Annotated in this window: 18 protein-coding genes; 8 read left to right on the top strand and 10 right to left on the bottom strand. The window is 53.3% G+C overall.

Annotated elements, in window-relative coordinates:
• Positions 1–19 precede the first annotated feature (19 nt).
• Both JK223_RS15460 and JK223_RS15455 read right to left on the bottom strand, forming a co-directional pair.
• A complete protein-coding gene (locus tag JK223_RS15460; RefSeq protein WP_212715045.1) occupies positions 20–574 on the bottom strand; it encodes a YggT family protein in 555 nt (184 codons plus the stop codon).
• Positions 575–586: 12 nt separating this feature from the next.
• Positions 587–1,291 (bottom strand): YggS family pyridoxal phosphate-dependent enzyme, encoded by a 705-nt coding sequence (locus JK223_RS15455; RefSeq protein ID WP_212715044.1) that lies wholly within the window; start codon positions 1,289–1,291, stop codon positions 587–589.
• A gap of 13 nt (positions 1,292–1,304) precedes the next feature.
• Between JK223_RS15455 and JK223_RS15450 the strand changes: the two genes are divergently transcribed.
• Positions 1,305–2,303 carry a type IV pilus twitching motility protein PilT gene (locus JK223_RS15450; protein WP_212715043.1) on the top strand — a complete coding sequence of 333 codons (999 nt, stop codon included), beginning with the start codon at positions 1,305–1,307 and terminating at the stop codon, positions 2,301–2,303.
• 54 nt (positions 2,304–2,357) lie between these two features.
• Here the strand turns inward: JK223_RS15450 and JK223_RS15445 are convergent, their stop codons facing one another.
• The 8 genes from JK223_RS15445 to metK form a co-directional block, all read right to left on the bottom strand.
• Positions 2,358–2,741, bottom strand: coding sequence for a protease inhibitor I42 family protein (locus JK223_RS15445; protein WP_212715042.1), 384 nt, complete (start codon positions 2,739–2,741; stop codon positions 2,358–2,360).
• Between the two features lie 122 nt (positions 2,742–2,863).
• Complete coding sequence (gene ruvX, locus JK223_RS15440) at positions 2,864–3,286, bottom strand: Holliday junction resolvase RuvX (protein WP_212715041.1); 423 nt, start codon at positions 3,284–3,286, stop codon at positions 2,864–2,866.
• On the bottom strand, positions 3,286–3,849 hold the full coding sequence (locus JK223_RS15435; protein ID WP_212715040.1) for a YqgE/AlgH family protein: 564 nt from the start codon (positions 3,847–3,849) through the stop codon (positions 3,286–3,288). The genes ruvX and JK223_RS15435 overlap by 1 nt, the downstream gene beginning before the upstream one ends.
• Before the next feature lie 70 nt (positions 3,850–3,919).
• Positions 3,920–4,867, bottom strand: coding sequence for a glutathione synthase (gshB, locus tag JK223_RS15430; RefSeq protein ID WP_212715039.1), 948 nt, complete (start codon positions 4,865–4,867; stop codon positions 3,920–3,922).
• 101 nt (positions 4,868–4,968) lie between these two features.
• On the bottom strand, positions 4,969–5,700 hold the full coding sequence (rsmE, locus tag JK223_RS15425; protein ID WP_212715038.1) for a 16S rRNA (uracil(1498)-N(3))-methyltransferase: 732 nt from the start codon (positions 5,698–5,700) through the stop codon (positions 4,969–4,971).
• A 189-nt stretch (positions 5,701–5,889) separates the two neighbouring features.
• Positions 5,890–6,387: a SprT family zinc-dependent metalloprotease gene (locus tag JK223_RS15420; protein ID WP_212715037.1), complete on the bottom strand. Its 498-nt coding sequence runs from the start codon at positions 6,385–6,387 to the stop codon at positions 5,890–5,892.
• A 102-nt stretch (positions 6,388–6,489) separates the two neighbouring features.
• Positions 6,490–7,887: a sugar porter family MFS transporter gene (locus JK223_RS15415; RefSeq protein WP_212715036.1), complete on the bottom strand. Its 1,398-nt coding sequence runs from the start codon at positions 7,885–7,887 to the stop codon at positions 6,490–6,492.
• 438 nt (positions 7,888–8,325) lie between these two features.
• Positions 8,326–9,477 carry a methionine adenosyltransferase gene (gene metK, locus JK223_RS15410; RefSeq protein WP_025902738.1) on the bottom strand — a complete coding sequence of 384 codons (1,152 nt, stop codon included), beginning with the start codon at positions 9,475–9,477 and terminating at the stop codon, positions 8,326–8,328.
• An 826-nt stretch (positions 9,478–10,303) separates the two neighbouring features.
• On the opposite strand from metK, the gene speA reads away from it, so the two are divergent.
• The 7 genes from speA (at position 10,304) to fbaA (ending at position 19,948) form a co-directional block, all read left to right on the top strand.
• Positions 10,304–12,280 carry a biosynthetic arginine decarboxylase gene (speA, locus tag JK223_RS15405; protein WP_212715035.1) on the top strand — a complete coding sequence of 659 codons (1,977 nt, stop codon included), beginning with the start codon at positions 10,304–10,306 and terminating at the stop codon, positions 12,278–12,280.
• 197 nt (positions 12,281–12,477) lie between these two features.
• Positions 12,478–13,398, top strand: a complete 921-nt coding sequence (gene speB, locus JK223_RS15400; RefSeq protein ID WP_212715034.1) for an agmatinase — start codon at positions 12,478–12,480, stop codon at positions 13,396–13,398.
• Positions 13,399–13,461: 63 nt separating this feature from the next.
• On the top strand, positions 13,462–13,869 hold the full coding sequence (locus tag JK223_RS15395) for a YidB family protein (protein WP_212715033.1): 408 nt from the start codon (positions 13,462–13,464) through the stop codon (positions 13,867–13,869).
• A gap of 360 nt (positions 13,870–14,229) precedes the next feature.
• The gene (gene tkt / locus JK223_RS15390; protein WP_212715032.1) at positions 14,230–16,221 is read left to right on the top strand and encodes a transketolase; all 1,992 of its coding nucleotides are present in this window, start codon (positions 14,230–14,232) and stop codon (positions 16,219–16,221) included.
• Between the two features lie 322 nt (positions 16,222–16,543).
• Positions 16,544–17,563, top strand: a complete 1,020-nt coding sequence (gene epd / locus JK223_RS15385; protein WP_212715061.1) for an erythrose-4-phosphate dehydrogenase — start codon at positions 16,544–16,546, stop codon at positions 17,561–17,563.
• Between the two features lie 49 nt (positions 17,564–17,612).
• Positions 17,613–18,776 carry a phosphoglycerate kinase gene (gene pgk / locus JK223_RS15380; RefSeq protein ID WP_212715031.1) on the top strand — a complete coding sequence of 388 codons (1,164 nt, stop codon included), beginning with the start codon at positions 17,613–17,615 and terminating at the stop codon, positions 18,774–18,776.
• Between the two features lie 92 nt (positions 18,777–18,868).
• Positions 18,869–19,948, top strand: coding sequence for a class II fructose-bisphosphate aldolase (gene fbaA / locus JK223_RS15375; RefSeq protein ID WP_212715030.1), 1,080 nt, complete (start codon positions 18,869–18,871; stop codon positions 19,946–19,948).
• Positions 19,949–20,304: the final 356 nt, after the last annotated feature.

The raw sequence follows: 20,304 nt of genomic DNA, 5'->3' as shown, positions 1-20,304 counted from the left end.
TTTTTCCAACAATTCAGGGTTACAGCAGGTACCAGAGCCCGGGGAAGAGATCCATTCCCAGGAAATTCAGTGCATACAGGATCAGCACCACAATCATGGCTGAGAAGTCGATGCCGCCCATTGCCGGCAGAAAACGGCGGATAGGGGACATCAGCGGTTCGGTCAGCTGCAACAAAACATAATCCATAGGGCCGCGACCCTGGCTTACCCAGCTCATCAATGAGCGTACCAGGATCACCCAGAAGACCAGGTTACCGGCGGCTTTCAGCAGTGACAGGACCCCTATCAGAATATTGTAAGGGCCGATAGCAAATCCACCGGACTGTATAAGCATCAGTACCGGGAATTTGATGGTCGTCAGCACCAGCGCCAGCACCAGTGAGGCCGTGTCGATAGGCCCGATGGCAGGAATAATCCGGCGCAGGGGGCGGATAACCGGCTGAGTCAGTTTGACGATAAACTGGGCCAGCGGGTTATAGAAATCACAACGGGCCCATTGCATCCAGATGCGTAATAACAGCACCATGACGTAAAGATCGATAATTGTTTTGACCAGAAAAGTCAGCGTGTACATGAGTGTCCTCAGTTATTGTGAAGAGGGCGGATAGTGACGGGCACCGAAAATGGCCGAACCGACACGTACCATCGTGCTGCCGGCTTCAATGGCAGCTTCCATATCATCGCTCATTCCCAGCGATAGCGTATCAATAGTGTCGTATGCGGCACTTAGTGTCCGGAAGGCCTCAGCCATCCGGCGACACACCGTGAGTTGTGCCTGATACCCGGTCTCCGGGGCAGGAATAGCCATCAGGCCCCGGAGCTTCAGTTGCGGCAACCGGGCAATCTGCTCAGCCAGTGCCGGGATCTCTTGCGGAGAAATACCGGATTTACTCTGCTCGTCGCTGATATTGACCTGTATCAGTACATTCAGTGGCGGCAGATGAGCCGGACGCTGGTCATTCAGACGCTGCGCCAGTTTCAGCCGGTCAAGGGTATGACACCAGGAAAAATTCTCAGCCACCAGCCGGCTTTTATTGGATTGCAACGGACCGATAAAGTGCCATTCGGCTTCCGCCAAATCCCGGGTCTGCGCAATCTTATCGACCCCTTCCTGCACGTAATTCTCGCCGAAACACCGCTGGCCTGCCTGCCATGCTTCCCGGATAGCGCTCACAGGTTTGGTTTTACTGACGGCCAGCAACGTAATTTGCTGTGGATCCCGGCCGCAGTTTTCGGCAGCAGCACTGAGACGCTGCCGGACTTGCTGTAAATTATGCTGGATGAGAGTCATAACGGACTATTTTATGGAGTTGGATGAAATCGTAGCCCTTAGTGTAAAGCATAATGCCTCCGATCTGCATCTCTGCTGTGGACATTTCCCCTGGTGGCGATGCCACGGACAATTAAAAGCCATCAGTCACGTGGCCCCGGTGACCGGGCAACAGCTCAGCGGGTTCTGTGAACGCTGGCTGGGACGCCTGCAACAGCAACAGCTTTCCCGGCACGGTCACTGTGATCTGGCGATAACAACAGCAGACGGGACGCGGCTGCGGGCCTCACTGTTCCGGCAACAGTGCGGATTATCACTGTCACTGCGTATTCTGCGTGCTGAGGTGCCGGATATGCAGACCCTGGGGCTCCCCGCCATCAGTTACCGGTTACTGGAAAGACACGCTGGCCTGCTGCTGGTAACCGGTGCGACAGGCTGCGGAAAATCGACATCGCTGGCGGCCATGATCCGCCAGGTCAATACCTGTGCGGCGCGGCATATTATCACGCTGGAAGACCCGGTCGAATATCTTCATCACAGCCATTATTCACTGATTCAGCAACGGGAGGCCGGTGTTCATTTTTCGACCTTTGGTGAAGGGCTGACGGCTGCGTTACGGCAGGATCCGGATATTATTATGCTGGGGGAATTACGTGACAGCCGGACCTTGCGGCTGGCGCTGACGGCAGCAGAAACCGGCCATCTGGTGCTGGCGACACTCCATACGGCGAATGCGGCACAATCGGTGGAAAGACTTCTGGAGAGTGCCCCCGTCGGTGATCAGGCCCTGGTCAGAACCCAGCTGGCACAGAGCCTTGCGGCCGTGATCAGTCAGCGACTGATCAGTCCGGGGGGCCCGGGAACAGAGCTGCGGGCGGTTTTTGAGGTGCTGGTAAATACACCGGCGGTCGCTAATGTGATCCGTGAGGGGAAAACGCACCAGTTGCCGGGCCTGATAGAGACCGGTATTCAGTCGGGGATGCAAAGCTTCTCACAAGCCCTGCGGCAGAACCCTCCTCAGCCATCATCCTGACCGGCCGGCAGTGACCTTATCCGGGGTACGGATCATCGCGGAGGAGGAGGGGGATCACTTTTTCGCCGGAGCGGGGCTGATTTCCACCCGGAGACTCTTCTCCTGCCAGCTGGCTTTATCAAACGTGCGGCCATAGATCAGTTTCAGCGTGGAAATGCCTGGCTTTTCTGCCAGCAGATAAAAAGTCTGTTCTCCGCCACATCCGACCATTTTCGGTTTACATTTAGCCGACGGCTGATAGCCCCCCGGGATCAGCAATAGACCCTGCGGCAATTCGCTGACCATCCATTGGTAGCCGGTGGAGGGACTGACATCCAGCGTCAGGGCAACCGGTGTGCCGGTAACACCCTGCAGGCTGGCCGGAAATGGCGCTGCCACGGCAGATAATGCAAAACAACTCAGCGCACTGCACAGCAGGCCTCTGATACTCTGTTTCATCGGTGAATCTCCGTTTATGCTGAAATGGAGTTCAATACTAGCGTAAATGACCACGTAGCCGCATAAAATAGTGAAATTTACTGCCGTAATCGCTGCTGTTTTTGATCAGAACGGGATCATGATCAGGATGGGTGGTGATCGAACCAGCTTTCCAGGATGATCACAGCGGAGCCTGAATCCACATTCCCCTTACTCAGCGCCTTATAGCCGCCATGTTCAAACAGATCCGCACGGGCTTCCACCGTACTTAACCGTTCGTCCTGCAATTCCACCGCAATACCAAAGCGGCCATGCAGCCGGTTGGCAAATTTACGGGCACGGGCGGTCAACGGCTGTTCAGTACCGTCCATATTCAGTGGCAGGCCTACGACGACTAAATCCGGCTGCCACTCTTTCAGCAGTTTTTCGATCTGCGACCAGTCAGGAATACCGTCCTGCGCTTTAATCGCGGTCAGAGGACGGGCTGTGCCGGTCAGTTGCTGACCGACAGCGATACCGATACTTTTCGTCCCGAAATCGAAACCGAGTAATGTTTTAACCGACATCAGGCATGCCCCGCTTCACTGGCTATCTGGCAAATATCCACACCGAGCAGTCTGGCAGCACTGCGCCAGCGTTCAGAAGCCGGGGTATGGAACAGGATCTCCGGGGTCGCCGGTACGGTCAGCCACGAGTTTTCCAGAATTTCATTTTCCAGTTGCTGTTGATCCCACGTGCAATAGCCCAGAGCGACGATCACATTTTCAGGTTGCTGTTCGCGGCCCAGAGACTCGAGAACATCTTTTGATGTGGTCAGCACGGTCTCTTCAGAAATCGTAATACTGGAAGAAAAATTGTGCGAAGGGGTATGCAGGATGAACCCGCGATCTTCGGCGACCGGACCGCCATTGTAGACCGGCAAGTCCAGCACTTTACTGCCATGGGTGGCAGCCGGGGTAATCTCTAATTTTTTCAGGATACCTTCAATCGTCAGGTTTTCCATTGGCTTATTAACGATTAAGCCCATAGCGCCTTCATCATTATGCTCACAGATATAGACGACGGAACGTTTAAATAACGTGTCCTGTAGCGAAGGCATCGCGATAAGGAAATGGTGCTCTAAATTCATACGGGCCTGATCAGTTTATTTTTAACAAGTATCCGGCAGCCCTGGCTGCCGGTAAGCGTGTGGCGGTAAATCAGCGTGCCAGACGTTTTTCAATGGCATCCATCAGCATACCGGTGACAGAAATCGGGAACGCGGCCTCAATTTCACGCACACAGGTCGGGCTGGTTACATTAATTTCGGTAAGACGATCACCGATAATATCCAGGCCGACAAAAATCAGCCCTTTCTCTTTCAGGACCGGGGCCACTTTTCGGGCAATCGCCCAGTCGCTTTCACTTAACGGCCGGGCTTCGCCACGTCCCCCGGCGGCCAGGTTGCCACGGGTTTCACCGGATTTCGGGATACGGGCCAGGCAGTAAGGCACCGGCTCACCATCGACCACCAGCACACGCTTATCCCCGTCTTTTATGGCAGGCAAATAGTTCTGAGCCATACAGAAGGTGGTGGCGTTATGCGTGAGCGCCTCACAGATCACTGAAAAGTTAGGATCATCCTGTTTTACCCGGAAAATAGAAGTCCCGCCCATACCATCCAGAGGTTTCATGATGATATCGCCATGTTCCTGCCAGAATTCACGCAGTTTTTCCTGGCTGCGGGTGACCAGCGTATCCGGTGTCAGTTCGGCGAACCAGGCGGTGAACAGTTTTTCGTTGCAATCGCGCAGGCTGCCGGGTTTATTGACCACCAGAGTGCCCAGTTCTTCCGCTCTTTCCAGGATATAAGTGGCATAGATAAATTCGGTATCGAACGGTGGATCCTTACGCATCAGGATCACATCCAGATCCGCCAGCGGGACGTCCTGCTCACTGCCAAACTGATACCAGCCGTCATAGTTCTGCTCCACCGTTAACAGGCGGGTCCGTGCAGAAGCCACGCCACCGCGCAGATGCAGGTCATTCATCTCCATATAATGAATTTCGTAACCCCGGCGCTGTGCTTCCAGCAGCATTGCGAAGCTGGTATCTTTTTTAATATTGATGTCCGCTATAGGGTCCATCACTATGCCAAGCTTAATCATTCTTCTCTCCTCGGAAGGCAGCGGTGACTACCTTATCATTAACGGATATTACCGGTTCAGGCTGCCGGGGGTTTTACTGCAGGTGCCGGGACAGCGTTGTCTTAACCCAGATCGCCAAACCGGACCTGCAGCGCCGTGATCACACTTAAGGCGGCGGTCTCGGTCCGCAGAACACGCGGTCCGAGCAGTATATCGGTAAATCCCTGGTCGGCCGCCATCGCGATTTCATCCGCACTGAGCCCGCCCTCTGGTCCTATCAGCAGACGAACCCGGCTGACCGGCACCGGCAGGGTATTAATACTCTGGCTGGCTCGCGGATGAAGGTTCAGTTTCAGTCCGTCGTCCTGTTCTGCACACCAGTCACTCAGTGACATCACCGGACGGATCTCAGGTAACCGGTTTCTGCCTGACTGTTCGCAGGCAGCAATGGCAATTTTTTGCCACTGCTGGCGCTTTTTCTCCAGACGCTCTGCATCCAGCCGGACACCGCAGCGTTCGGAGATCAACGGAGTAATGCAGTTCACCCCCAGTTCAATCGATTTCTGGATGGTGAACTCCATCTTTTCACCACGGGAAATCACCTGCCCGAGATGCAGAGAAAGCGGAGATTCGCGGTCGTCGGTGACACCATCTGCCAGTTGTACTCTGACTCTTTTCTTATCGGCATGTGTAATGGTGGCGCTGAAGACCTGGTTGCTGCCGTCAAAAATATCCAGTAACTGACCGGAGGTCATCCGCAGTACACGGCCGACATGGTTTGCGGCTTCTTCGCTTAATTCTATTTCGCTATGACTTACTACATGTTCAGGGTGATAGATGCGGGGTACGCGCATGAAAAATCTGCCAGTTCAGGGCTGTCACCGGGCGGACAGCCAGTAATAAAAAATAATAGTCAGTGTCTCTGCCTGTGAAGATAACGTCAACTGCTGTCGGCTATTTTTTAGTGCAACCACAGTTCAGGAAAGACAGCCAGGATTATGCCATAGCCTCCACGGTCACGGGGCAAAAGAGTGAGACTTCCGTTATTTCTCCGGGCGCAGATCACTGCCGCAGTGCGTACACCGGTAACGTGTTTCTCCGCGCAGTACCCGGTTATGGCGGCGTACGGTCAGCTGGTGCTGTCGGCAGGGGCAATAATAGGTGAAGGTTTTCTGAAGCGTTGCGGTATTAAACTGATGTGTCCGCCGGGCGCTGACACCCAGCACAGTTTCCATCATCCATTTCCACTCTTTACCATGAGGGGGAACACGGCCGAACTCCTTCCAGACCAGCAGATGGGCCAGTTCATGGGGCACCACATCATCGATAAAAGTCTGCTGGTTTTCCAGCAGCAGTACCGGATTTAAACGGATCTCCCATTGCTGCAGCCAGGCGGTTCCGGCGATCGTTCCGCGTTGCTGATAGAGGACCGCAGGCTCAGTATAGTTTTTCTCAAGCGTGCGGTTGGCGAGCGCCAGATTTTCACGCAAAGAGCGCATTACAGCTTGCTGAAGGGCAATAGGCAGACGGGGAGTTTTCATAGCGGCAGCATAATCGCTGTTCAGGGAGATTACAATCGGCGGGAGGGGGAGGGGAACCCCCACAGGCAATGCAGACGCTGCCTGTGGGGGGAGCTGGATAGATTAGTCTTTCTGACCGATGCTGCGCAGTTTTTTACCCTGCATCAGGTTGCGTTCAATGTGTTCCAGAGAAACATTTTTGGTTTCCGGGATAAGCCACAGTGTCAGCACAATGAAGAACAGGTTCAGTAACGCATAGAGGCCAAAGGTCGGTGCATTACCCAGCGAGTTAAGCAGGGTCAGGAAGGTCGCACCAACAATCATATTGGCAATCCAGTTCGTTGTGGTCGAGACGGTGATCCCGAAGTCGCGGCCTTTCAGCGGCTGAATTTCAGAACACAGTACCCAAATCAACGGACCGGCGCTCATGGCGAAACCAATGATAAACATCAGCAGCATAGCAATCGCGAAGTACTGCGCACCGACAGAATGAATACCGAAGTGCAGCATACCGCCAAGGATCCCCATACCGGCAGCCATCACGATAAACCCAAGGATCAGCGTCGGTTTACGACCCCAGCGGTCAACCAGGCCGATGGCAATAAAGGTCGACAGAACGTTAATCAGGCCGACAATCACGGTGCCCCACATCTGTTGATTGGTGTCGGTAAACCCGGCAATTTCAAAGATTTTAGGCGCGTAGTACATGATAACGTTCATACCGGTGAACTGCTGCATTACCTGTAACAGGATGCCCAGATACACCGCCCGGCGGAAGTTGCTGTTAGTTTTAAACAACGCCCAGCCGGTCTGTTTTACTTTCAGACTTTCACGGATCTCATCCAGCTCACGCTTCGCCTGCTCACTGGTATCACGCAGGCGATCCAGCACCCGTTTGGCATCGTGGAAGTTACCTTTGGCCGCCAGCCAGCGCGGGCTGTTTGGCAGGAACATCACACCGACCAGCAGCAACAAGGCAGGGATAGTGATCACACCCAGCATCCAGCGCCATGCCCCACTGTAACTCAGCGCGGTATCGGACAGATAAGCCCCCAGAATACCGATGGTGATCATCAGCTGATACAGTGAAATCATACTTCCCCTGATTTTTTCAGGAGCGATTTCCGACAGATACAGCGGTGCGGTATAAGAGGCAATCCCGACCGCCAGACCCAGCAGTACGCGGGCCGCAATCAGAACTTCCGGGTTCGCAGCAAACGCAGAGCACAATGAGCCGGCGACAAATAAAATCGCCCCGGCCATCAGGCTCTTTTTACGGCCCAGTTGCGAAGACATCCAGCCGCTGCCGATGGCTCCGATAGCTGCGCCGAACATCATTGAGCTGACAATCCACTCCTGCTGATGAGGAGTGACATTGAAATCTTTCGCAATGAAAGGCAGGGCACCGGCAATAACACCGATATCCAGCCCGAACAATAATCCTGCCAGTGCCGCAAGAAAGCAGACGAAGAAAGTCATCATCTTATTTGACGTTCTGCGTTTGTGTGTGTTGCCAGGCATTTTAGCCTCCGCTGTTAACTATCATCATTTTAGTAATGTTAAAAAAAACTTCCGGATTTGTCAGTGAGCAAGATCACAATGATGTAATCGATTACACAACATAACCTACTGAAAGCAATATTTAATTCGGAAAACCCACTTTCTGCACCAGGGATGGATTAAACCCGGACAGAAAAAAATTTCCGGATTATAGTCCCGCTGGCGGAACCCAAAGCAAGCTATTTTTCCCGATGAATATCAATTGTTATAGCCTGAAAAATCTGAGATTGATAGTCGCTTTCAAATGTAACCGTTACCACAAAGGATTTTTAACAAATATTTTGCCCGGTTCGATGGATGAGGAGTGACAACAAATCGCACGCAGTGGGGAGGTCAGGGGGGAAAGTGGACGGAAGTCAGAACAGACAGGGCAGAGTTCTGCCCTGTCTGACAGATGAATTACAGACCGGCAGCCTCGCGCAGGGCTTCAGCTTTGTCGGTTTTTTCCCATGGGAAGTGCTCACGGCCAAAGTGACCATAAGCTGCCGTCTCACGGTAAATCGGGTGCAGCAGATCCAGCATCTGAATCAGACCGTATGGACGCAGATCGAAGAACTCACGCACCAGCAGGGTCAGTTGTTCGGTAGGGACTTTGCCGGTACCAAAGGTTTCAACCATGATGGAGGTCGGCTCAGCGACGCCGATAGCGTAAGACACCTGGATTTCACAACGGTCAGCCAGGCCGGCAGCGACGATATTTTTCGCCACATAGCGTGCAGCATAGGCCGCAGAACGGTCAACTTTTGACGGATCTTTACCTGAAAACGCACCGCCACCGTGACGAGCCATACCGCCGTAAGTATCAACGATAATTTTACGACCGGTTAAACCACAGTCACCCATCGGGCCGCCGATAACAAAACGACCGGTCGGGTTGATAAAATATTTGGTCGCGCTGGTCAGCCACTCTTCCGGCAGTACAGGCTTGATGATGGTTTCCATCACCGCTTCCTGCAGCTCTTTCTGGCCAATGTCTTCAGCGTGCTGAGTGGACAGCACCACGGCATCGATACCGACAATTTTACCGTCGTCGTACTGGAAGGTTACCTGGCTTTTTGCATCCGGGCGTAACCATGGCAGCGTGCCATCTTTACGGACTTCGGACTGACGCTGTACCAGACGGTGTGCGTAGGTCACCGGGGCTGGCATCAGTACATCGGTTTCGTTGGTGGCATAACCGAACATCAGGCCCTGGTCACCGGCACCCTGTTCCAGAGGATCGGCACGGTCAACCCCCTGGTTGATATCCGGAGATTGTTTACCAATTGCACTCAGTACTGCACAGGAGTTCGCATCAAAACCCATATCGGAATGAACATAACCGATATCACGGACGGTCTGACGGGTGATATCTTCGATATCGACCCATGCACTGGTCGTCACTTCACCACCGACCAGCACCATGCCTGTTTTGACATAGGTTTCGCAGGCTACGCGTGCTTTAGGATCTTGTTCAAGGATGGCATCCAGCACTGCATCAGAGATCTGATCAGCAATTTTATCGGGATGCCCTTCTGATACGGACTCGGATGTAAATAAGTGTTTTGCCATTTGTTCTTTACCTTACTCTATGGTTTCAATTCTACAGCATAGCGAACATCAGCAGTGCTCAGTTTCGCTTCTTAAGACAAAGCCGTGAGCGGTACAGGGTGTGCCTTACGGCACAGGCTGGTGTGACACTGCCTGGTGACTAACTAATGAGTGCAGATGGAGATTTATTAGACGGAAAACCATCCGGACGTCTATTTTAGGTCACACCTCCGTGTAAATTCCAGCCCTTTTTTATTATTAAGGCGTTACGGCGTGTAAACTTATGCGGACAGCCTGCTGATTTTGGGATAATTTCTTTGCTTTTTCGGGCGGCGGGCGGTATAAACAGCGGCTGCTGTTCCCCCGGGAATACCACACTGCGGTGGCGCGTCCCTGACGTGGCATTTGTGTCAGGAATACTGCTTTCTGACCTTCACCCTCTGACCGTTTTCCGTATGCAGACAGCATATGTGGAGGTGACAAGACTAATGAACCGGACCTGTACATTTTTTGATGGTTCTTCGCTCTGTTCTGATGCGCTGAGTTCTCACTCAGTTTTTTCCGCGAGTCATACACTTACCTCCACACTGTCCCGACGAAGTGATTCTTTTTACCCGGTTAATACGGATCCCTGTGCCGTCTGAAGGCTGCCTGCAGGGGGATTCTGCTATCTGTCTTGCCGGGGGTGTCCCTGGCGGCATCACTCAGGCCGGTAATCCGATTAATGCCATCGTTCATCCTGACTCTGTGCTATACCTGAGGGATGAAATTGCCAATCCGATCAGGAGACGTTTCTCCATGCGGGAAATCAGCCGTTTCACTTTTCAATCTAAAATAGAGGTTCGCAATGTCTGACGACATGAAGACTATTAAGGGTTCGTCAGCAGGCGAACATGGGGAATTGCGCTCAATGCAGGAAGTCGCAATCAATAATTCTGAAGCCAGCCGGATGTTAAAAACCTATAACATCGCCTGGTGGGGCAATAACTATTATGACGTCAATGAACTGGGTCATATCAGTGTGTGTCCGAATCCGGAAAAACCGGAAGTCAGGGTAGATCTGGCGAAGCTGGTCAAAGAGCGTGAAGCTCAGGGGCAGCGTCTGCCGGCGCTGTTCTGTTTCCCGCAGATCCTGCAACACCGCCTGCGCTCAATCAACGAAGCCTTCCGTCGCGCCCGTGAATCGTTTGGCTACCGGGGGGATTATTTCCTCGTGTATCCCATCAAGGTCAATCAGCATAAGCGCGTTATCGAGTCGCTGATCAATTCCGGTGAACCGCTGGGGCTGGAAGCCGGCTCTAAAGCCGAGCTGATGGCGGTACTGGCGCATGCGGGTCAGACACGCTCGGTGATTGTCTGTAACGGCTATAAAGATCGCGAATACATTCGTCTGGCGTTAATCGGCGAAAAGCTGGGCCATAAAGTGTATCTGGTTATTGAAAAAATGACCGAAGTCCGCCTGGTGCTGGAAGAGGCCGAGCGCCTGAACGTCACGCCGCGCCTGGGGATCCGTGCGCGTCTGGCCTCTCAGGGGTCGGGCAAATGGCAGTCCAGTGGCGGCGAGAAATCGAAGTTTGGTCTGTCGGCGACTCAGGTGCTGCAGCTGGTGGACATCATGCGTAATGCCGGCCGGCTGGACAGCCTGCAACTGCTGCATTTCCATCTTGGCTCACAGATGGCAAACATCCGTGATATTTCTACCGGGGTGCGTGAGTCGGCACGCTTCTATGTTGAACTGGCGAAACTGGGCGTGAATATCAAGTGCTTCGATGTCGGCGGAGGTCTGGGGGTCGATTACGAAGGCACCCGTTCCCAGTCAGATTGTTCGGTGAACTATGGCCTGAATGAATACGCCAATAATGTTATCTGGGCGATCGGTGATGCCTGCGACGAACATGGGCTGGAGCATCCGACCGTGATCACGGAATCAGGGCGTGCGGTAACCGCACACCATACGGTTCTGGTGTCTAACATCATCGGTGTGGAGCGTAATGAATTTACGACCCCTCAGGCCCCGGCGGAAGACTCACCTCGTCCGATTATCAGCCTGTGGGAAACCTGGCAGGAGATGCATGAACCGAATGTTCGCCGCTCCCTGCGTGAATGGTTGCATGACAGTCAGATGGACCTGTCTGATATCCACACCGGATATTCGGCCGGCACCTACAGCCTGACCCAGCGAGCCTGGGCTGAGCAGTTGTACCTGAGCATCTGCCATTATACCCGCCAGCATCTGGACCCGAGCAACCGTGCACATCGTCCGATCATTGACGAGTTACAGGAGCGGATGGCAGATAAGATCTACGTCAACTTCTCACTGTTCCAGTCCATGCCGGATGCCTGGGGCATCGACCAGTTGTTCCCGGTACTGCCGCTGGAAGGGCTGAACAAGTCGCCGGAGCGTCGTGCCGTCCTGCTGGATATTACCTGTGACTCCGATGGCACCATCGATCACTACGTCGACGGTGATGGTATTGCCACCACCATGCCTATGCCGGAATATGATCCGGAAAATCCGCCGATGCTGGGCTTCTTTATGGTCGGTGCGTATCAGGAAATTCTGGGCAATATGCATAACCTGTTCGGTGATACTGAAGCGGTTAACGTGTATGCCTTCGATGATGGCTCGGTGGATGTGGAATTGTCCGATACGGGCGATACCGTGGCTGACATGCTGGAATACGTACAGCTGAATCCGCGTGAATTGCTGGAACTGTTCCAGAAACAGGTGAAAGCCAGCGACATCGAAGAAGAATTGCGTGACCAGTTCCTGTCGGAATTTGAAAGCGGTCTCTACGGGTACACCTACCTGGAAGACGAGTAATAGCGTCTTGCCCTGTCGGACGATTATCAGTACGCACGGATAATCATTGCAGAGGGGGCAACGAACTATCATAATCCGCAAATACCCTTGTGCGTCGGGTTTAACGACACACAAGGGTTTTTTTTCGTCTATACCTGAACGGATAGCTGACTGTCTGATGCCGGTGATCCGTTCACCGGAATGAAAGAGGAAAAGATATGTACCATACCCTGGGTAATCAGTATGACAACTCCCTGGTGTCCAATGCCTTTGGCTTTATGCGCTTCCCGCTGAATTTTCAGCCCTATGACAGCGATGCCGAGTGGGTGATCACGGGGGTTCCTTTCGATGCGGCGACGTCCGGCCGTCCCGGCAGCCGTTTAGGTCCCGGCGCCATTCGTCAGATATCGACCAACCTGGCCTGGGAAGGGTGCCGCTGGCCATGGGATTTCGATCTGCGTGAGCGTCTGAACGTCGTCGATTGCGGTGACCTGGTCTATGCCTTTGGTGATTCCCAGGACATGTCGACCCGGTTGCAGGAGCACGCCGAAAAGTTACTGGCTAACGGTAAACGTATGCTGACCTTCGGTGGCGACCACTATATCTCTCTGCCACTGCTGCGCGCCCATGCGAAGCATTTCGGTAAGATGGCCCTGGTCCATTTTGATGCGCATACCGATACCTATTCCAACGGCCCGACATTCGATCACGGGACCATGTTCTACCACGCCCCGAATGAAGGACTGATTGACCCGGATCACTCGGTACAGATTGGTATCCGTACCGAATATGACAAAAACCTGGGCTTCAATGTGCTGGATGCGGCCTGGGTCAATGATCAGTCGGTGGAAGCCATTCTGGCCGAAATCAAAAAAACCGTCGGTGATCTGCCGGTATATCTGACCTTTGATATCGATTGTCTGGACCCGGCACACGCACCGGGCACCGGGACGCCGGTGATTGGCGGGCTGACGTCCGACAAGGCGACGAAATTAATTCGCGGACTTCAGGGCATGAATATCGTCGGTATGGACCTGGTGGAAGTTGCGCCCGGGTATGATCATGCTGACCTGACGTCACTGGCCGCGGCTACGCTGGCATTAGATATGTTACATGTTCAGGCCGCTAACAAAGCGTAATCACTTGTATCGGAGACCGTATCAGGGGTAAGTTACCGGATACGGTTTTAACAGGAGAATATCATGGGTTTACTGGATGATCTGGTCGGTTCACTGACCGGCGGGCAGCAAAATAATCTGGGACAGTTACAGGCTGTCTGGAACTGGGTTCAGGAGCAGGGCGGTGTGGAAGTTCTGATCCAGAAATTTCAGCAGGGCGGATTGGGCGAAATCCTCTCCAGCTGGCTGAGCAATGGCGCGAATCAGTCTGTCAGCAGTGATGACATTAAGTCAGCACTCAGCAGCCAGGACTTAGAGTCTCTGGCCGGCAAGCTGGGGACCGACGTTGACGGTGCCTCCGGTGTTCTGTCGAAAATTCTGCCGGAACTGATGGATAAAATTTCTCCGCAGGGAGAAGTTCATCCGGAAGCGACCGGTACCAACAGTTCGCCGGATCTGGGCTCACTGGTTGCCAGCATCTTTAAAAGCTGATCCCTGACACGCGCTCAGGACTGCCGGCAGAACGTCAGGTTCTGCCGGTAAATCAGCCTTTCTGTATAAAAAGCACCCGCCGGGATTCCCTCTGAAAAACTATGCTCCCGGGCCGGTAAAACTGTCTTCCCTCACCGGGGGGCAGCATAATCTTTTGTGATCTCCGCTTCCGGTAAACACTCTGAGGGTTTATCCCTGCCTGCCAGCCTTCCGGGTCGCACAATTCGCCCGTCATGGCATATACTTTTGCCCCGTTTTTCATGTACATTGAAGGACGACTGTTTTTCCGCCTTGCCTGTTAATTGTTGATTTTCAATGCATTGGTAAAGGGAAGGCCATTATCCGATCTGGAGTTTAAGCATGCCCTCTCATAAAGAACTCGCGAATGCTATTCGTGCCCTCAGTATGGATGCCGTACAAAAAGCCAAATCCGGTCACCCGGGCGCCCCGATGGGCATGGCTGATATTGCCGAAGTGTTATGGCGTGATTTCCTGAATCATAACCCGCAGAACCCGTCCTGGGCCGATCGTGACCGCTTTGTGCTGTCTAACGGCCACGGTTCGATGCTGATTTATAGCCTGCTGCACCTCACCGGATATGATCTGCCGATTCAGGAGCTGGAAAACTTCCGCCAGCTGCACTCCCGTACCCCGGGTCACCCGGAATACGGTTACACCCCGGGCGTGGAAACCACCACCGGTCCGCTGGGCCAGGGCATTGCCAATGCCGTCGGTTTTGCCATTGCTGAACGTACGCTGGCTGCCCAGTTTAACCGTCCGGGCCACGATATCGTCGACCACTACACCTATGCATTTATGGGTGATGGCTGCATGATGGAAGGGATCTCTCACGAAGCCTGTTCGCTGGCCGGTACCCTGAAACTGGGTAAACTGATCGCTTTCTATGACGACAACGGGATCTCCATCGATGGTCATACCGATGGCTGGTTTACCGACGATACCGGTATGCGTTTCGAAGCCTATAACTGGCATGTGATCCGCGGTATCGATGGTCACGACCATGACGCTATCCGCCGCGCGGTGGAAGAAGCACGCAGCGTGACCGATAAACCGTCACTGCTGATTTGTAAAACGGTCATCGGTTTTGGTTCGCCGAACAAAGCCGGTACCCACGATTCTCACGGCGCCCCGCTGGGTGACGAGGAAATCGCACTGACCCGCAAACAGCTGGGCTGGAACCACGCACCGTTTGAAATCCCTGACGATATTTATGCGGCCTGGGATGCCAAAAACGCCGGCTCTGAGAAAGAGCAGACGTGGGATAAGAAATTTGCGGCGTATCAGCAGGCTTTCCCGGCGCTGGCTGAGGAATTCATCCGTCGTACCACGGATAAACTGCCGGAAAACTGGCAGGAAGAGTCACAGAAATACATCGAACAGCTGCAGGCAAACCCGGCGAACATCGCCAGCCGTAAAGCCTCACAGAATGCCATTGAAGCGTTCGGTAAACTGCTGCCGGAATATCTGGGTGGTTCAGCCGACCTGGCACCGAGCAACCTGACCATGTGGTCCGGCTCTAAACCAATCAACGAAGATGCCGCCGGTAACTATATCCATTACGGTGTGCGCGAGTTTGGTATGACCGCGGTGGCTAACGGTATCTCCCTGCATGGCGGCTTCCTGCCTTATACCGCAACTTTCCTGATGTTTGTGGAATATGCGCGTAACGCAACCCGTATGGCAGCCCTGATGAAAATCCGTCAGGTGCTGGTCTACACCCATGACTCTATCGGTCTGGGGGAAGACGGCCCGACTCACCAGCCGGTCGAGCAGCTGGCCAGCCTGCGCACCACCCCGAACATGAGTACCTGGCGTCCGTGTGACCAGGTGGAATCGGCGGTGGCATGGAAATACGCTATCGAACGTCAGGACGGCCCGACCGCGCTGATCTTCTCCCGCCAGAACCTGGCGCAGCAGCCACGCAGCGCGGAGCAGCTGGCGAACGTCGCCCGCGGCGGATACGTACTGAAGGATTGTGACGGTCAGCCGGAACTGATCCTGATTGCGACCGGTTCAGAAGTCTCTCTGGCCGTGGCGGCCGCAGAGCAGCTGAGCGGTCAGGGCCGTAAGGTCCGTGTCGTTTCTATGCCGTCAACGGATGCCTTCGATAAGCAGGATGCGGCGTACCGTGAATCGGTACTGCCGGCGGCGGTCACCGCCCGTGTGGCTATCGAGGCAGCTATCGCTGACTTCTGGTACAAATATACCGGCCTGAACGGTGCGATTGTCGGTATGACCAGCTTCGGCGAGTCAGCCCCGGCAGATCTGCTGTTTAAAGAGTTCGGGTTTACCGTAGAGAACGTGGTGGCGAAAGCTAACGCTCTGCTGTAATCCGGTCTTTTGACAGGTTTTAAATGAACAGCATGGCGGGAAACTGCCATGCTTTTTTTTCAGGTCACGGGACGGGAAGGGTGACCGCAGATGTGCTTTTTATGCACAGTTAGCGGTTGAAAATGTGAGTTTGATCGAATAATTAGAATTGCAGTTGATCTCAGTCATTCCCGTGTGGCAAAGCATGATTTATTCTCAGCTGAAGCGTTTCAGTTGGGGTTCTGTAACGGCATTAATGTCCGGTCTGCCGTTACGCTAACGGGTTGTGATGACGGCGATCATCGTCTTCCATAACACCCGGCACAAAGAAAATGGTAGTGACATGACCCTGAGAATTGCGATTAATGGTTTTGGACGTATTGGCCGTAGCGTATTGCGCGCACTGTATGAAAGCGGCCGGCATACGGATATTTCAGTCGTGGCCATTAATGAACTGGCCGACAACGAAGGGATTGCCCATCTGCTGAAATATGACACCACTCATGGTCGCTTTGCTTATGAGGTCCGGCTGGAAGAGGATGTGCTTCGGGTAGGGCGGGATCCTATTCGTTTATTACATCAGCCCCGGATAGCGTCTCTCCCCTGGCGGGAACTGGATATTGATATCGTTCTGGATTGTACCGGGCACTATGGCAGCCGTGCGGATGGTGAAGCACACCTGGCTGCCGGCGCTAAAAAAGTGCTGTTTTCACACCCGGGCGGAAACTCTCTGGATGCGACCGTGGTGTATGGTGTGAACCACCATGAACTGAAAGCAAGTGACCGGATAGTCTCAAATGCGTCCTGTACCACAAATTGTATCATCCCGGTGATTAAACTACTGGATGATGCGTTCAGGATTGTGTCGGGTACGGTCACGACTATCCATTCATCGATGCACGATCAGCAGGTTCTGGATGCCTATCATACCGATCTGCGGCGGACCCGGGCAGCCAGTCAGTCGATCATTCCGGTAGATACCAAACTGGCGGCCGGGATCACGCGGATATTCCCTCAGTTTGCGGATCGGTTTGAAGCTATCGCCGTAAGGGTGCCGGTGATCAATGTGACGGCCATCGACCTCAGTGTTACCCTGGAAATACCGGTGACGGCGGCCAAAGTTAACGAGATTTTGCAAAACGGAGCACAGGGAATATTTCGTGGTATAGTCGACTATACCGAACTACCCTTAGTTTCTGTTGATTTTAACCACGATCCGCACAGTGCCATCGTCGATGGTACCCAGACACGGGTCAGTGGTCAGCACCTGGTGAAAACCCTGGTATGGTGCGATAACGAATGGGGCTTTGCTAACCGGATGCTGGACACCACCTTAGCAATGTCTGCAGGTAATTTCAGGTAAGGCGTGATAACGCCTGACAAACTTACGAGAATCAATAAGAGGATTCACCATGTCTGTAATTAAAATGACCGATCTGGATCTTGCAGGTAAACGTGTACTGATTCGTGCTGACTTGAACGTGCCGGTAAAAGACGGAAAAGTTACGTCGGATGCCCGTATTCGTGCATCATTACCGACCATCGAATCTGCACTGAAGCAGGGTGCTAAAGTCATGGTGACCTCTCACCTCGGTCGCCCGGTGGAAGGCGAATACAATGAAGAGTTCTCTTTATTGCCGGTAGTGAATTACCTGAAAGATAAACTTAACGGAACCCCGGTCAAGCTGGCAAAAGACTATCTGGACGGTGTCTCCGTGGAAAACGGCCAACTGGTGGTACTGGAAAACGTCCGTTTCAACAAAGGTGAGAAAAAGGATGACGAAGTGCTGGCGAAGAAATATGCCGCACTCTGTGATGTCTTTGTGATGGATGCCTTCGGTACCGCACACCGCGCCCAGGCGTCTACCCACGGCGTCGGTAAATTCGCGCCTATCGCCTGTGCCGGCCCGCTGTTATCCGCGGAACTGGAAGCGTTAGGTAAAGCGATGAGCAACCCTGCGCGTCCGATGGTGGCTGTCGTGGGGGGTTCTAAAGTTTCGACGAAGTTTGATGTGCTGCAGTCACTGGTGGGCATTGCTGATACCGTGATTGTCGGCGGGGGTATCGCAAATACCTTCGTTGCTATCGACAACAATGTCGGTAAATCACTGTATGAGCCGGACTTCGTGGAAGCTGCGAAAAAACTGCGTGATCAGCATGGGATCCCGGTACCGACGGACTCCCGCGTAGGTACAGAGTTTTCTGAAACTGCACCGGCAACGGTGAAAAAAGTCACTGACATCCGTGATGATGAAGAGATCATGGACTTCGGCGATGAGACAGCACAGGCTATGGCCGCCATCCTGAAAGGCGCGAAGACTATTCTGTGGAATGGTCCGGTAGGGGTGTTTGAGTTCCCTAACTTCCGTAAAGGGACCGAAATCGTTGCTAATGCCATTGCAGACAGTGATGCATTCTCCGTTGCCGGTGGCGGTGATACGCTGGCGGCCATCGACCTGTTCGGTATCGAAGATAAAATTTCTTATATCTCTACCGGCGGCGGGGCTTTCCTCGAGTTTGTTGAAGGTAAAAAACTACCGGCAGTTGCCATGCTTGAAGAGCGTGCAAAACAGTAATTCTGCAACGGTGTACCCGGCAGGGGCCGGGCGCATCGAGTTTAGCCCGGCTAACGGGCATCCGTTTACGGCCAACGAAACAGGACAATGTTATGTCTAAAATTTTTGATTTCGTAAAACCTGGTGTAGTTACTGGCGAAGATGTTCAGAAAATCTTCCAGGTCGCTAAAGAGAATCATTTTGCACTGCCTGCAGTAAACTGCGTGGGCAGCGACTCCATCAATGCGGTACTGGAAACTGCGGCTAAAGTGAAAGCGCCGGTGATTGTTCAGTTTTCTAACGGCGGTGCGGCCTTTATTGCCGGTAAAGGATATAAGTCTGACAAGCCTCAGGCGGCGGCCATCATGGGAGCCATCGCAGGTGCACACCATGTGCATCTGATGGCTGAAGCGTACGGCGTGCCGGTGATCCTGCACACCGACCACTGTGCCAAAAAACTGCTGCCGTGGATTGATGGTCTGCTGGATGCCGGTGAAGCACATTTCGCCAAAACCGGTAAGCCTCTGTTCTCTTCTCACATGATCGACCTGTCTGAAGAGTCACTGGAAGAAAACATCGAAATCAGCAGCAAATATCTGGCTCGTATGGCAAAAATGGGGATGACCCTGGAAATCGAACTGGGTTGTACCGGCGGTGAAGAAGACGGTGTTGATAACTCTCACCTCGATAACTCAGCCCTGTATACCCAGCCTGAAGATGTTGATTACGCCTACCGTAAACTGAATGAAGTCAGCCCTAATTTCACCATCGCTGCCTCTTTTGGTAACGTACACGGTGTATACAAACCGGGTAACGTTCAGCTGACACCAAAAATTCTGCGTAACTCACAGGATTATGTCAGCGAAAAACATGGTCTGCCGCACAACGCGCTGAACTTTGTTTTCCACGGCGGCTCCGGTTCTTCTGCGGAAGAGATCAAAGAAGCTATCGGCTATGGCGTGATTAAAATGAATATCGATACCGATACCCAATGGGCGACCTGGGACGGTATTCTGCAATACTACAAAAAGAACGAAGGTTATCTGCAGTCTCAGCTGGGCAACCCTGAGGGTGACGATAAACCGAACAAGAAATTCTACGATCCACGTGCCTGGCTGCGTGCAGCGCAGAGCTCAATGGTGGTTCGCCTGGAACAGGCATTCCATGAGCTGAATGCGATCGATCGTCTGTAACCCTCATTGAGGGAAGCAAAGGCCCGCGATGCGGGCCTTTTTTATTGCCGTGGGTTCGGGCTGAGCTGCCTTGCAGCAAGGCGAACGGAAGACTCACGATCTGCCCCTTAAAACCCACACACAAACTGAATATTCCCTGTCTGAGATAAAAAACAATAACCCGATTCACTGCCCACAGGCCTGAGAAAAAAATCCTCCGGTTTTCCCCGGTCCCACATCCGGTGACTTACCGCGACATCGCACCGCTGAGCGAGGGAATGCGTCCAGGACGAGCCGCATGGACGCGGCGAGAGGTCATGCTGAGCAGGAGCGAATCATGACCGGTCCGTAAAGGACAAATGAGTGAGCGAAGGTAC

This window comes from Tatumella sp. JGM118 (assembly GCF_018257515.1).
Taxonomy (GTDB): Bacteria; Pseudomonadota; Gammaproteobacteria; order Enterobacterales; family Enterobacteriaceae; genus Tatumella; species Tatumella terrea.
This window is presented reverse-complemented; position numbering and strand designations above follow the sequence as displayed.

Coding starts and splice junctions, on each gene's coding strand:
- epd (WP_212715061.1), top strand. CDS start 16,544: ATGACCCTGAGAATTGCGATTAATGGTTTTGGACGTATTGGCCGTAGC.
- JK223_RS15445 (WP_212715042.1), bottom strand. CDS start 2,741: ATGAAACAGAGTATCAGAGGCCTGCTGTGCAGTGCGCTGAGTTGTTTT.
- metK (WP_025902738.1), bottom strand. CDS start 9,477: ATGGCAAAACACTTATTTACATCCGAGTCCGTATCAGAAGGGCATCCC.
- JK223_RS15455 (WP_212715044.1), bottom strand. CDS start 1,291: ATGACTCTCATCCAGCATAATTTACAGCAAGTCCGGCAGCGTCTCAGT.
- JK223_RS15420 (WP_212715037.1), bottom strand. CDS start 6,387: ATGAAAACTCCCCGTCTGCCTATTGCCCTTCAGCAAGCTGTAATGCGC.
- tkt (WP_212715032.1), top strand. CDS start 14,230: ATGCCCTCTCATAAAGAACTCGCGAATGCTATTCGTGCCCTCAGTATG.
- JK223_RS15415 (WP_212715036.1), bottom strand. CDS start 7,887: ATGCCTGGCAACACACACAAACGCAGAACGTCAAATAAGATGATGACT.
- JK223_RS15435 (WP_212715040.1), bottom strand. CDS start 3,849: ATGAATTTAGAGCACCATTTCCTTATCGCGATGCCTTCGCTACAGGAC.
- speB (WP_212715034.1), top strand. CDS start 12,478: ATGTACCATACCCTGGGTAATCAGTATGACAACTCCCTGGTGTCCAAT.
- JK223_RS15450 (WP_212715043.1), top strand. CDS start 1,305: ATGGAGTTGGATGAAATCGTAGCCCTTAGTGTAAAGCATAATGCCTCC.
- JK223_RS15460 (WP_212715045.1), bottom strand. CDS start 574: ATGTACACGCTGACTTTTCTGGTCAAAACAATTATCGATCTTTACGTC.
- JK223_RS15395 (WP_212715033.1), top strand. CDS start 13,462: ATGGGTTTACTGGATGATCTGGTCGGTTCACTGACCGGCGGGCAGCAA.
- gshB (WP_212715039.1), bottom strand. CDS start 4,867: ATGATTAAGCTTGGCATAGTGATGGACCCTATAGCGGACATCAATATT.
- pgk (WP_212715031.1), top strand. CDS start 17,613: ATGTCTGTAATTAAAATGACCGATCTGGATCTTGCAGGTAAACGTGTA.
- rsmE (WP_212715038.1), bottom strand. CDS start 5,700: ATGCGCGTACCCCGCATCTATCACCCTGAACATGTAGTAAGTCATAGC.
- ruvX (WP_212715041.1), bottom strand. CDS start 3,286: ATGTCGGTTAAAACATTACTCGGTTTCGATTTCGGGACGAAAAGTATC.
- speA (WP_212715035.1), top strand. CDS start 10,304: ATGTCTGACGACATGAAGACTATTAAGGGTTCGTCAGCAGGCGAACAT.
- fbaA (WP_212715030.1), top strand. CDS start 18,869: ATGTCTAAAATTTTTGATTTCGTAAAACCTGGTGTAGTTACTGGCGAA.